The 13,462-nt window shown below is 46.5% G+C and carries 9 protein-coding genes and 2 pseudogenes; 10 read left to right on the top strand and 1 reads right to left on the bottom strand.

Annotated features, from left to right (window positions below):
• The first annotated feature begins 398 nt into the window (after positions 1 to 398).
• Positions 399 to 698 carry a hypothetical protein gene (locus tag H9Q77_RS01230; RefSeq protein ID WP_249326359.1) on the top strand — a complete coding sequence of 100 codons (300 nt, stop codon included), beginning with the start codon at positions 399 to 401 and terminating at the stop codon, positions 696 to 698.
• Between the two features lie 171 nt (positions 699 to 869).
• Here the strand turns inward: H9Q77_RS01230 and H9Q77_RS01235 are convergent, their stop codons facing one another.
• Positions 870 to 1,898, bottom strand: coding sequence for a LacI family DNA-binding transcriptional regulator (locus H9Q77_RS01235; RefSeq protein WP_022153075.1), 1,029 nt, complete (start codon positions 1,896 to 1,898; stop codon positions 870 to 872).
• A 184-nt stretch (positions 1,899 to 2,082) separates the two neighbouring features.
• Between H9Q77_RS01235 and H9Q77_RS01240 the strand changes: the two genes are divergently transcribed.
• The 9 genes and pseudogenes from H9Q77_RS01240 to H9Q77_RS01280 all read left to right on the top strand — a co-directional run bounded on the left by H9Q77_RS01240 (position 2,083) and on the right by H9Q77_RS01280 (position 13,460).
• A complete protein-coding gene (locus H9Q77_RS01240; protein ID WP_249326360.1) occupies positions 2,083 to 3,333 on the top strand; it encodes an extracellular solute-binding protein in 1,251 nt (416 codons plus the stop codon).
• 37 nt (positions 3,334 to 3,370) lie between these two features.
• The gene (locus H9Q77_RS01245; RefSeq protein ID WP_249326361.1) at positions 3,371 to 4,261 is read left to right on the top strand and encodes a carbohydrate ABC transporter permease; all 891 of its coding nucleotides are present in this window, start codon (positions 3,371 to 3,373) and stop codon (positions 4,259 to 4,261) included.
• A gap of 7 nt (positions 4,262 to 4,268) precedes the next feature.
• Positions 4,269 to 5,114: a sugar ABC transporter permease gene (locus H9Q77_RS01250; protein WP_249326362.1), complete on the top strand. Its 846-nt coding sequence runs from the start codon at positions 4,269 to 4,271 to the stop codon at positions 5,112 to 5,114.
• A 15-nt stretch (positions 5,115 to 5,129) separates the two neighbouring features.
• Positions 5,130 to 6,857, top strand: a complete 1,728-nt coding sequence (locus H9Q77_RS01255; RefSeq protein WP_249326363.1) for a glycoside hydrolase family 13 protein — start codon at positions 5,130 to 5,132, stop codon at positions 6,855 to 6,857.
• Positions 6,858 to 7,092: 235 nt separating this feature from the next.
• Positions 7,093 to 8,652, top strand: coding sequence for an NAD(P)/FAD-dependent oxidoreductase (locus H9Q77_RS01260; protein WP_249326364.1), 1,560 nt, complete (start codon positions 7,093 to 7,095; stop codon positions 8,650 to 8,652).
• Positions 8,645 to 9,628 (top strand): annotated as a pseudogene (locus tag H9Q77_RS01265) (NAD(P)/FAD-dependent oxidoreductase); the annotation flags it as partial. The gene H9Q77_RS01260 and the pseudogene H9Q77_RS01265, both read left to right, overlap by 8 nt.
• Before the next feature lie 19 nt (positions 9,629 to 9,647).
• Positions 9,648 to 10,025: a DUF1667 domain-containing protein gene (locus H9Q77_RS01270; RefSeq protein WP_249326365.1), complete on the top strand. Its 378-nt coding sequence runs from the start codon at positions 9,648 to 9,650 to the stop codon at positions 10,023 to 10,025.
• Between the two features lie 117 nt (positions 10,026 to 10,142).
• Positions 10,143 to 11,666: pseudogene (glpK, locus tag H9Q77_RS01275) on the top strand (glycerol kinase GlpK).
• 165 nt (positions 11,667 to 11,831) lie between these two features.
• A complete protein-coding gene (locus tag H9Q77_RS01280) occupies positions 11,832 to 13,460 on the top strand; it encodes a tetratricopeptide repeat-containing diguanylate cyclase (protein ID WP_249326366.1) in 1,629 nt (542 codons plus the stop codon).
• The last annotated feature ends 2 nt before the right edge of the window (positions 13,461 to 13,462 follow it).

Consider the following 13,462-nt stretch of genomic DNA (forward strand, 5'->3'; position numbering starts at 1 on the left):
TATAATATTTATAGACACAAGAACAAAATAATAACTTAACGTTTCTAAAAATATAAAAAGGCTCTCCAGATTATCTGAAAAGCCTCTTAGGATTGTATTTGAATTTGGACTACTTGATTTCCTAATTGCATACGCAATTCGTGAAATGTATAATTATACTGTCTTGATATTAGACACACAAAGGTAAATAGGGACAAATATAATAAGTTATGATGATATTGAAATAGAAACAGGTAAAAAATATATTTTACCTACAATAGCTAAAACCAGGAGGGGAATATGTTATTATCATATCATGAATGTCTGGAAAAATATAGTACAGATTATCAAATTAAAAAAACATACAGGAAGGTCATCTATTTATAACAGAAAAGGGTCTCTATTCAGAGGATAGGTATGTGCCGGAATTAGAGATCATCATGAAAAAATATCCGAATGCAATACTGACACTTAACAGCGCATTTTATTATTATGGACTGACCGACACCATACCGGATCATTATTATGTCGCAACGCCCAAAAGTAATAGAAAAATTGAGGATGTACGGGTGAAACTTTCTTTTGATCTATACAAAGAAATAATAAGTAACTATAGAAAGCTGATCCATAAAATGGACATGACACAAATTATGGAATATGCATATGAACTGCCAAAGACAAACATGGTGATGGAAACTATCAGATTGGAGATTTTATAAATGATTTCTATACGAAAGCAGATGGAGCAGGAAGAATATTGTTTTGATATCACGTATGATGATGAAGGAGCCAGTCTGCTGATTAATTCTAATGAGCAAATGTTAAGTGAAAAGCTACGGTCTTTATTAAAATTCGGAACATTTTCCACAAGATTTAAGGATATATACGAATTATGTTTCACTGTGTAACACCGTGCTGTCTCGTTGAATCAAATGTGGCAGGGCGGTATAGGTCTGGATCAGCATCTCCGGGTTCTGTATCTTTTTCAGCAGAGATGCTCCGGCACGGGTGCCAAGACTGTACATATCAATATCCACGACAGTCAGAGATGGTGTGATCAGAGGTGCATACGGGTAATTGTCGAAGGAGACAATAGAAATGTCCTCCGGAATGCGCAGGTGGAACTGACGGATTGCCTGGATGACGCCGACGGCGATAAGACTGTTAAAGCACAGAATGCTGTCGGGAGGTTCCGGTAGTCGCAGAAGCTCCGTGGTATGTTGGATGATTTCTTCCAGATTGCAAGAAGTAGGGATGACATAGGCATCTCGGGGTGAGAGATTGTTGCGCTCGAGAGACAGCCGATATCCCAGAAAACGATCTCTGTAAATATTGTCTTTGTCAGAACCGCCGACGAAGGCGATTTTTTTATGCCCGAGAGAGACCAGGTGAGTGATTGCCAGATTGGAAGACAGAGAATGATTTGTGTCAATCCAAGACAGCATGGAGTCGAAAGAGGGTTTTCCGATACAGATATGCGGGAAATCAGTGGCTAATAGTATTTTCTCAATTGCAGGAGTTACGTAATAACCGTTGATCAGGATGCCATCTGCTTTTTTAGATTGTATGGCGTTGATGATCTGCTCTTCGGCTTTTTCTTTGGAACAATCTAGATCCAATAAGCCGAGAAAATATCCTTTTTTGCGTAATTCATGGGATGAACCGGAGATAATGTCGAACATATGGGGATTCTCGTAGGGGCGTCCCTTGTAAAAACTGTCAGCATAGAGGACAGTTGTGCTGCTTTTTTTAACCAGGGATACCGCGGAAGAATTGGGAATGTAATTCAATTCGGCTACGGCATCCTGGATTCGTTTATAAGTGGAAGAAGAGACATGCATCTGATTGCTCAGTACTCGGCTGACTGTGGAAATAGATACATTGGCCTTTTTGGCTACATCCTTGATTGTTGCTGCCATTTGAGATCCTCCATTGGTAAAACGTTTGCGTAATTTGTGCATTTTTTATGGGCTGTTTCGTTGCTATTTCGCAGGCGGTCTGCTATTTTTAGTATATCGAATTCGCAAAGAAGATTCAATACTTTTTAAACATAGCGCTGTGTTTTATAAAAGTAGAAAAACGTTTTATCAAAAGGAGGAAGCTATGAAGAAAAAAATTGCAATGTTGCTAAGTTCACTTTTAGTAGTATCCATGTTAAGCGGATGCGGATCAGAGGCAACCGTAAATACAGAAAGTAATGTAACCACGACAACGGAAAATCAGAATACGCAGACGACAGAACCGGTGAATATTACCGTATGGCATTGTGCGGATGCCACTATTGCCGATACGTTACAGAAGCAGGTCGATGCACTGGCACCGGAGATTGTAGTCACTTTTGAAAGAAAAGAAAATATGTCGGATGCCTTAAAATTAGTGGGTGACGATCAGGAAAGTGCGCCGGATATGTTTATGTGGGCGCATGATAAAGTAGGTACCTTTGCACAGATGGGAATCCTGTCTCCGATTACCGATGTGTTGACGGAGGATGATCTGGCGGATTTCCTTCCTATGACGTTAAGCGCCGGGGAGTATCAGGGAGACAAATATCAATTACCGTTGTACTATGAAGCATTGCTGTTTCTGTACAATAAGGATCTGATGGAGACTGCACCGGAGACCACAGATGAACTGTTGGAACTTATGAAGAATGAGACCACGGCAGATCAGTATGTATTTGTCGAGCAGCATTCCACTTCCTATAATGCAGCAGCCTGGATCCAGGGCTTTGGCGGTTATCTGATCAATGAGAACAGAGAGCCGGGATTGAATCTGCCCCAGACGGTAGAAGCTATGGAATATCATAAGCAGTTTGTGTCATATATGCCGGCAGATGGTGAGTATAATACCGTGACAACTCTGTTTACGGAAGGAAAAGCAGCAAGTACTATCGGAGGTCCCTGGCTGGTACCGGGTATCAAAGAAGCCGGTATTGACTTAGGAATTGCGCCGATGCCGGTCCTGCCGAACGGCACATCTCTGACACCTTTTTCCGGAGTACAGGGCGTTCATGTACTGAAGCATGCAGCAGAGACGAAAAAGGAGGCGTTGGCAGAAGTGTTGAAGGTACTTGGATCCAAGGAGACCGGTGTGGCACTGGCAAATGCCGCAAGCTGTGCACCTGCCAACAGTAAAGCTTATGAAGATGCGTCTGTATCAGAGGACCAAATGATCATGGCACTGAAGACTATGGCAGACAATGTAGTACCTATGCCCAACATCCCGGAAATGGATGTGATGTGGTCAGTGACAGATGACCTGCTGGCAGCAGTGAATAAGCGTGGAGAGAATGTGCAGACGGCATGCGATGCACACCAGAAGGAAGCTTTGGAACAGATTTCTGCAATGCAGTAATTTGCAGATGTAATGACAGGTAAGGAGTGAAAGCAGGATGAAACGAGGAAAGAAGAAAGCATGGTTCTACAGTATGCCGTTTCTGATCATTGTAGGGTTGATGATTGTCGTGCCCTTATTGTATACCGTAGAAATATCCTTTACCAATATGAGTATTTATCATTGGAAGGATTATCATTTTGTTGGACTGGACAATTACAAAAAGGCATTGCTGGCTTTTGATTCCGGATTTCTTCCTGCTTTTTTACGGACTCTATTATGGACTGTATCCAGTATGGCATTACAGTTGACCTTTGGCTTTTTCATTGCCGTTGGGCTGAATGCGAAAGGATTAAAACTGAGAAGGGTCTACAAGACTCTGCTGATCGTGCCCTGGGCGATGCCGGCATATGTATCAATTCTGTTATGGCGTATGGGAATTTTTAATACGGAATTCGGACTGTTTAATCAGATACTGAAACAGATTGGAGGCAAAACGGTAAATTTTCTGTCCACAAACGGTATGGCATTTATCAGTTGTCTGGTGGTGAATCTGTGGCTGGGAGTTCCATATATGTTCACGATGATGGACGGTGCCATGCAGAGTATTGACCGGAATATCTATGAAAGTGCGGAATTAGATGGTGCGGGATTTTGGAAAAAACATTTCTATGTGACCATTCCGCAGATTCTTCCCATTCTGATGCCGGTGATCATTATGGCTACATTCACGGCGTTTAAGCAGTTTGACATTGTGTATCTGATGACGATGCAGACCGGTTCGAAGACTGGTGCAGATATTAATACGGTAATCACTTATGTATATGAAAAAGCGTTTATTACCAGCAACTATGGATATTCATCCGCTGTGGCGTTTATTGTATTTTTGATTATACTGGTGCTTTACAAGACCATGAACCGAAGAGAGTTTTCAATCTCGGAACAGTGAGGGGAATATGACAGGGAAAAAAATTAAAGAAAAAGTAAAGCTGATATTGCTGAATATAGGATTCATTTTACTTTCTTTCCTGACACTGATTCCTATCCTGTATGCATTCAGCATATCTATCAGTGGGAGTAACAGTATTATTTCCACAGAATTTCATATTTTGCCGAAGACAATCACTATGGATAACTATATTACGATCCTGGCGGAGAGACCTTTTGGAAGATGGTTTGTGAACAGTCTTCTGCTAAGCGCACTGACCGTTCTGCTAACTATGCTGGTGGCTGTGCCGGCTGCGTATGTATTTTCCAGAATGCGGTTTGTCGGACGGAAGAGGACTTTATATATTTTGCTGGTGTTAAATGCGTTCCCGGCAATTCTCTCCATGTTTGCAATTTATCGGATTATCAAGACTCTGAATCTGTTGAATTCTTATATGGGATTGGTATTTATCTATGCGGGAAGTATGGCGATTTTTGTTTTCTGGAATATGAAGGGATATTTTGACAGTATTCCTGAGGCTATCGAGGATGCAGCGAGAATTGATGGTGTGAATGACAGACAATTGATCACGAAGATCGTCATGCCGCTGGCAAGGCCAAGCATCATCATCTCTTCTGTTCTGGTGGTGATCTATGTGTGGAATGAATATATTTTCAGCACAGTCTTTTTGTCAGGCGCGGAGAAAAATACACTGGCGGTAGCGCTGTATTCTCTGCAGGCTACGGACTATACGCGTAACTGGCCGCTTTTTTCGGCAGCGGCAATTCTGACAACACTTCCTGTATTGATTTTGTTTTTCCTGGTGCAGAAATACATGGTATCGGGACTGTCTTCGGGAGGTGTCAAAGGTTAAAAGCAGGAGGAACTTATGATTTTACAAGAAGCAATTTTACATATACCGCTGTCGCAGTATGCATTTGCGAACAGTGAGATGAATCTTACAATTCGTATCCGGGTGGCGAAGGATAATCTGACAGATTGTGTTCTATGGTACGGAGACCGCGTACAACCCGGTGATCCTATTGTGTTTACGGCAGTGTACATGAAGAAGATACTGTCGGATATGCATTTTGACTATTATGATGCAACTTTTGAGACTCCGTATGACAGGGTATGCTACTATTTTGAATTGAAAGACCCGGAAGAGACGAGGTTCTATTATGCAGATATCTGCGCAAAATATCTTCCGGTAGAGAGAAGCGAATTTTACCAGTATCCGTTTATCCGCAGAGAAGAGATCTGTGAGGAACCGAAGTGGTTCCGGGAGGCAATCGTTTACAATATTTTCCCGGACAGCTTTGCCAGCGGACACCGCGAGATCGTAGGACAGGGAAAAGAGATGGAATGGCAGAACGGCATCCGGTTGAAAAGCCGTCTGGGAGGAACCATACAGGGGATCCGGGAGAATCTGGATTATATTCAGAAGCTGGGATTCAACTGTATCTACCTGAACCCGGTATTCACGGCGGGAGAGTATCATAAATACGACCTGCTAGACTATTTTCATGTGTCCCCCAATATGGGAACGGACGAAGAGTTCCGGGAATTGGTGCAGGATATTCACAACAGAGGAATGCACATTGTCATTGACGGTGTGTTCAACCATTGCAGCTGGTATTTCCCGCAGTTTAGCGATGTGGTGGAAAAAGGAGAAAGCTCCGAATATGCCAACTGGTTTTATCAGCTGCAGTTTCCGGTGATACGCCCGGCAACGGAAGAAGAAAAGCCGACATACAGTTGTTTCGCTTATGAGCGGAAGATGCCGAAGCTGAATTCTTCTAATCCGGAGGAAAGAGCTTATTTTATGAAAGTATGCCGTTATTGGATTCGGGAATTTAAGGTGGATGGCTGGCGTCTGGATGTGGCAAATGAAGTGGATCGGGGATTTTGGAGAGATTTCCGTAGGGCTGCTCATGAGGAAAATCCGGAGAGTGTTATGATAGGGGAGATATGGGAGAGCTCGGAGACCTGGCTGAACGGAGACATGTTTGATTCCACCATGAATTACGATTTCCGGAAGAACTGTCGTGATTTCTTTGCCCTTCGGAAAATTTCCACAGAGGAATTTCATGATCGTATCGTGAAGATGCTACTGCGATATCGTACCGGAACGCTGCGTGGGCAGTTAAACCTGTTAGACAGCCATGATGTTAACCGGTTCCTGTCGTACTGCGAGGGAGACCTGCGAAGATTCCGGCTGGCAGAGGTGTTCCTGTTTACCTCTCCCGGAATCCCCTGCGTATTCTATGGGGATGAACTGGGAATGGACGGCAGTAGCGAGACAACACTGCGGGGGCCCATGCCCTGGGAAAAGGTACAGGATGGAGAGGATGATTTCTTTTCCCGATTGATTGCTATTCGTAAAGAACATGAGGAGCTGACCTATGGAGATTACACTCTGCGATATATGGATCATGACGGAGGATATATCTATCAGAGAACCTGGGGAGATCACAAGATTACAGTCTGTCTCAATAATGGCAGTACAACGATTGATCTGCGGGAGTATTTGGGAAAGGGCAGCGTGCTTTTGAGTGAATCCTATGAAGCCGGAAAGCTTGGAAGTATGGGATATGCGATTATAGAAGAAAAATAGAACAATAATAAGAGACCGGATGGTGAGCGATCACTGTCCGGTTTTTTTGACTACATTTTACACAGAGTGTTGCTAGTTTTCGGTCGTGTTTTCCTGCGGGATATGGTAAAATAAATAGCAAGGAAACATTTTCAACAATTAAAAAATGGACATTCAGAAAGAAAAAACGGATATTCAGAAGGTAAAGGTGGACATTCGAATATAAATGTAAACATAGGAAAGGCAGGGCGAGGTTATGAAGGATTATGATGTAATCGTCATCGGCGCCGGAGTGAGTGGCTGCGCCATTGCCAGGGAACTGGCGAAGGAAAAGCGTAGGATCGCTGTACTGGAGGCGAAAAGTGATGTCTGCGAAGGCACTTCCAAGGCAAACAGCGGCATTGTGCATGCGGGGTATGATGCGGTGCCGGGAACCCTTAAGGCAAAATTAAATGTCCGGGGCAACGAAATGATGGAGGAACTGTCGGAAAAGCTGGACTTCCCGTTTCGCAGGAACGGATCCCTGGTACTGTGCTTTGAAGAAGACGGCATGCCCGGACTGGAAGAACTGTACAGACGCGGCATAGAGAATGGGGTAAAAGAATTGAAGCTTCTGTCTCCGGAGGAAGTATGGGCGATGGAGCCGGCGGTTTCCCGGAATATCGTGGGAGCATTGTATGCACCCACCGGCGGCATCGTATGTCCCTTCGGACTGAATATTGCCCTGGCGGAAAATGCGGCGGAAAACGGCGTAGAGTTCTATCGTGACCACAAGGTGACAGCTATCGTGGAACAGAGACCGGTATGGACCGAGAACCCGCCTGCGAAGGACGGACGGATGTATCAGGTGCAGGTGGATGGTGAGATATTCGAGGCTCCCATCGTCATCAATGCGGCAGGTGTCTATGCGGATGAAATCCACAACATGATCTGTGAAGAGAAGATCCGCATCGTGCCTCGCAGAGGTGAGTATCGTCTGATGGACAAAAATTGTGGTGATCTGGTAAATTCCACTATTTTCCAACAGCCCTCTAAAATGGGTAAAGGTATCCTTGTAACGCCTACTGTCCATGGCAATCTGCTGGTAGGTCCGACAGCGGAGGACATTCCGGATAAGCAGGATGTGGACACCACGGCAGAGGGACTGGCGAAGGTCCTGAACCTAGGAAGCAACAGTGTGGATGCCCTGGACGGCAGACAGACGATCACTTCTTTTGCCGGACTGCGTGCTCATCTGGTGCACGAAGATCCTGCGGAAAAATCGGATTTCCTCATCGAAGAGGCAGCAGAGCATCCAGGCTTTATCGATGTAGCGGGAATCGAATCCCCGGGACTGACCAGTGCCCCCGCCATCGGTGAGTATGTGGCACAGATTGTTGAAAATATTTATCCTGCAGAACGTAAGGCGGATTTTATTGACACCAGAAAAGGCATTCCCAGTATGGCACTTGCCACGGAAGAGGAGAGAGAAGTCCTGATCCGGGAAAATCCTGCTTTTGCCAATGTGATCTGTCGTTGTGAACTGGTGACGGAGGGAGAGATTCTGTCAGCCATTCACCGCCTAGTGGGAGCGACGACATTGGATGGCGTCAAGCGCCGCACCAGAGCCGGCATGGGAAGATGCCAGGCGGGATTCTGCTCCCCGAAGACGTTGGAGATACTGTCGAGAGAACTGCATCTCGATCCGGCACAGATTACTAAAGAAGGAACCGGTTCAGAGATTCTGGTCGGTAAAAATAAAGACACCGCACCCGGAGAGGGCGGAACATGGAAGAGGACACAGGAGCCTGTCGGAAAGGAGGCACTCCATGAGTAAACGTACAGAAGACATCGTCATCATCGGAGGAGGTCCCGCGGGACTGGCAGCAGCGCTGTCTGCGAGAAAAGCAGGTTGTGAAAAAGTGCTGATCTTAGAGCGTGACAGAGAGCTGGGAGGTATCCTGAACCAGTGTATCCACAACGGTTTCGGTCTGCATACTTTCAAGGAGGAGCTGACCGGACCGGAATACGCGGAACGCTATATTGACATGGCAGAAGAAGCAAAAATCCCTTATCTGCTGAATACCATGGTAACAAATATTTCCCTGCGCTCCGATGGACGCAAGAAAGTCACCGCCATGAACAAAGAGGACGGGCTGTTGGAGATCGAGACAGAGACCGTGATCCTGGCGATGGGCTGCAGAGAGCGTTCCCGCGGTGCGTTAAACATCCCCGGCAGCAGACCGGCAGGTATTTACAGCGCCGGAACTGCGCAGTATTATGTGAACATCCGCGGACGTATGCCCGGTAAAAATGTAGTCATCCTGGGTTCCGGTGATATTGGACTCATCATGGCGAGACGTATGGTGTTAGAAGGTGCCAAGGTACAGTGCGTGGCAGAGCTTCGTCCCCAGAGCGGTGGACTGAAGCGCAACATTGTCCAGTGCCTGGATGATTTCAACATTCCTCTGTATCTGAATACTACCGTGGCACAGATTCACGGCAGAGACCGTGTAGAGGGAGTGACCCTGACAAAAGTGGACGATAACGGAAAACCCATCCCCGGATCCGGGTGGGAGGTTCCCTGTGATACGCTGTTGTTATCCTGTGGGCTGATCCCGGAGAACGAACTGACCAGGGGCTTAGGAGCAGATATGGACGGCAAGACCGGAGGACCGATAGTGGGAGAGAATCTGGAGTGCAGTATCCCCGGCGTCTTCGCCTGCGGTAATGTGCTCCACGTCCATGAACTGGTAGACCACGTATCCGCAGAAGCGGAAAAGGCTGGAAACTACGCAGTGGAATATATCCGACAGAAAAGAGGGTGAGACGATGGCAGAGAAGAATACAACACAAAAAGAATTGACCTGCATCTGCTGTCCGGTAGGGTGCGCTCTGACTGTGACTATCGTAGATGACAGTAGTGTCACAGTGACCGGTAACCGTTGTCCCAGAGGCGCAGCCTACGGAGAGAAGGAAGTGACCAACCCTACGCGTATTGTGACATCCACCGTACGCGTGACAGGATATCCGGATGCTGTGGTATCCGTGAAGACAGCTTCCGACATTCCTAAAGGCAGGATTGATGACTGCATGAAAGCTCTGGCAGATGTCAATGTAGCGGCACCCATCCATGTAGGAGATATCATCTTGGAAAATGTGGCTGACACAGGTGTCAATATAGTGGCAACCCGGTCGTTTCGGGGATAACAGAAGATATCATATAATTAGAGCAATGACCACATATCCCAACGGCTTCCGCAAATTTATCTGAGTGGGATATGTGTCAATTGTGATGAAATGAACAACGGGAGGTTACATAACAGAATGGGAGATATACAGAACACACAGAAGAAAACATACATCATGGCACTGGATCAGGGTACCACCAGTTCCCGCTGCATCCTGTTTGATAAGCAGGGAAACATCTGCTCCATGGCACAGAAGGAATTCACACAGATCTATCCCCAGCCCGGCTGGGTAGAACATAACCCTATGGAGATCTGGTCCTCCCAGCTGGGAGTGGCGATCGAGAGCATGGCAGTCCTGGGTATCACGGATGACCAGATTGAGGCTATCGGTATCACGAACCAGCGTGAGACGACGATCCTCTGGGACAAAAATACCGGAGAACCGGTATACAATGCCATTGTATGGCAGTGCCGCCGGACTTCCGATATGATCGAGGAATTGAAAAAGGACGGTTTTGACAAAATCATCCGGGAGAAGACCGGACTGATTCCCGATGCCTACTTCAGTGCATCGAAGATCGCCTGGATCCTGAATAATGTTCCCGGAGCCAGAGAACGCGCAGAGAGATGAGAGTTACTCTTCGGTACGGTGGATACCTGGCTGATCTGGAATCTGACCAAGGGCGCCGTACATGTGACGGATTATACCAATGCTTCCCGAACCATGCTTTTCGATATTCATAACCTCTGCTGGGATCAGGAAATTCTGAAGCGCTTCAACATCCCGGAGAGTCTGTTGCCGAAGGTGTGCTGTTCCAGTGAGATCTACGGCAAGACCGATGCGTCCGTTCTGGGCGGCGAGATTCCTATTGCCGGTGCAGCGGGAGACCAGCAGGCGGCGCTGTTCGGGCAGTGCTGCTTTGAGCAGGGAGAGGTGAAAAACACTTATGGAACCGGCTGCTTCTTATTAATGAACACCGGACACGAAGCCATTACCTCCCAGTCCGGTCTGTTGACCACTATTGCTGCCAGCACAAGCAAAAACGTAGAATATGCCCTGGAGGGCAGCGTGTTCGTAGCCGGTGCCGGGATCCAGTGGCTTCGTGACAGTATGCGTATGCTTAAGACCTCCGCACAGTCCCAGGAGTATGCGGAGCATGTACCGGATACCGCAGGGGTCTATATCGTTCCGGCATTTGCAGGCATGGGAGCTCCCTACTGGGATCAGTATGCCAGAGGTACAATTGTTGGCATTACCAGAGGCTGTACTAAGGAGCATTTCATCCGCGCCACGCTGGAATCCATTGCATACCAGACCGCAGATGTGCTGGAAGCCATGGAGAAGGACAGCGACATTGATTTAAAGAGCCTGAAAGTGGACGGCGGCGCCAGCGCCAATGACTTCCTTATGCAGTTCCAGGCGGATATCGTCAACACCCAGGTACGCCGTCCGGCATGTATCGAGACGACGGCTCTGGGAGCGGCTTATCTGGCAGGACTTGCCGTAGGCTATTGGAAGAATCGTGATGAGATCCGTGAGAACTGGCAGATCGGAGCAGCCTTTGCACCGCAGATGGAGGAGACACAGCGGCGACAACTATTAAAGGGCTGGCATCGCGCAGTGAAATGCGCTCTTGCATGGGCAGAGGATGAGGTATAAATTTTATATGACCATGGTATTTTTGGGCAAAGCAAACTTGTAATGTGATAAAGTACTGTGGTATTATGATGTCTGGGTGAAAGGTTATCTTGCAACCCAGACATTATATTTTTACGGAATGAATTGCAGTAAGGGGTTAAGGGGAGTTCACGGAAAGGAAACAGGATGGATTTAAACGGCTTACCACAGACCGTGCAGAACTTCATAAACGATACTATCCAATATAGAGAAACAGGCAGCTGTCTGGACTATGATACCTGCCAGAAAATATTGGAGTATGCGGCAGATACCGGATCACAGAAGCTGACAGGGCTTGGACTCTATTATCTGGCGGAGTGTTATTGGCAGAAGGGCGAGTATGAGAACACCATGCAATGCCTTACAGAGGGTGTCGGCTGCCTGGAAAATGCCCGGATGTACGAGCTGTTGGCCAAAGCCCATAATATGATGGGAGCGGTGTCCGACCGGAAGAATAACCGGATGTTGGCGCTCAGCTCCTACTATAACAGCCTGAAATATGCGGAAAAATATCATTTTTATTATATACAGGGCATGGCGGAGAGCAATATTGCCTATACCCTGGTCAGAATGCGCCTGCGGCAGGAGGCGATACAGCATTACCGTATAGCGATCGCCTGCTATGATAAGTCGGAAAAAACATATCAGCTGAATTATAACAGGATCAACTGTATGATCGAGTGCGGCTGCTGTCACATGTACCTGGGAGAAATGGAAGAAGCCCTGCAGCTTTGGAATGAAATAGAGCAGATTCTCAGAGAAGCTCCCGAAAGCTATTATTCGAAAATAACATTGGAAATGTATCGTATTCCCTGCGAATTATTAAAAGGGCATGAGGAAGAGGCTTTAAAGCTTGCGACAGATCTTCTGGAGCAATTGTCAGACCGGGATATTTTTGAAGAGTTCATGGATGAACTGGTGATCCTGGCGGGAATCCTGGCAATCCTGCCCGACGGAAAATATCTGGAGGAACTGATCCGGATCATTGATGAAAAAAATGTTGAAGCGTATTACAATATCTTCCTGGATCTGTATCCTTTTAAAGTGCAGAGCATATTACGCAAAGGAGACATGGGGGAATATGTGAAATATACCCGGCAATATTTAGAAACATATGAAAAATTCCGGCAGGAAAATCACCGCGCCTTGGTCGGTGTTATGGAATTACAGGACCGGTTGAGAAATGTAACGCTTGACAGAGAGAATATGAGAGCCTCTAACCGGGTACTGGAGGATCTTGCCATGCATGATGAACTGACGGAATTGGCTAATCGTACTTATTTGCACGAATATCTGACCAGCTGCTTTGAACATGCCTATGCGGAAGAAAAGCTTCTGGGCGTGGAGCTTATGGATATTGATTTTTTCAAAGAGTACAATGATCACTACGGTCATCTGATGGGGGACCGGTGTCTGAAAGCCATTGCCGGAGTTCTGCAAAAGATACAGATTCCGGGACAGGTATTTTGTGCCAGATACGGTGGCGATGAATTTATGATCGTATATACCGGGATGACAGTGGAGCAGATCCGGAGAATTTCAGAGGACATTCTCAGAGAGGTGCGTATGTTAAAAATACCGCATGAGTGCAGCAGGTGCAGTAAATACGTATCTATCAGCCAGGGAGTCTTTGCAAGAATCCCGATGGAAAATAACAGAGAGTGGGATTTCACTTCCAGAGCGGATGATCTTCTCTATAAGGCAAAAAACTGTGGAAGAGACGGCATCTGTCTGTCCACAGAAAAGTCCAGTGATAAGTGTATAGAGATCAAATAAAC

This window comes from Simiaoa sunii (assembly GCF_014337175.1).
Lineage (GTDB): Bacteria > Bacillota > Clostridia > Lachnospirales > Lachnospiraceae > Acetatifactor > Acetatifactor intestinalis.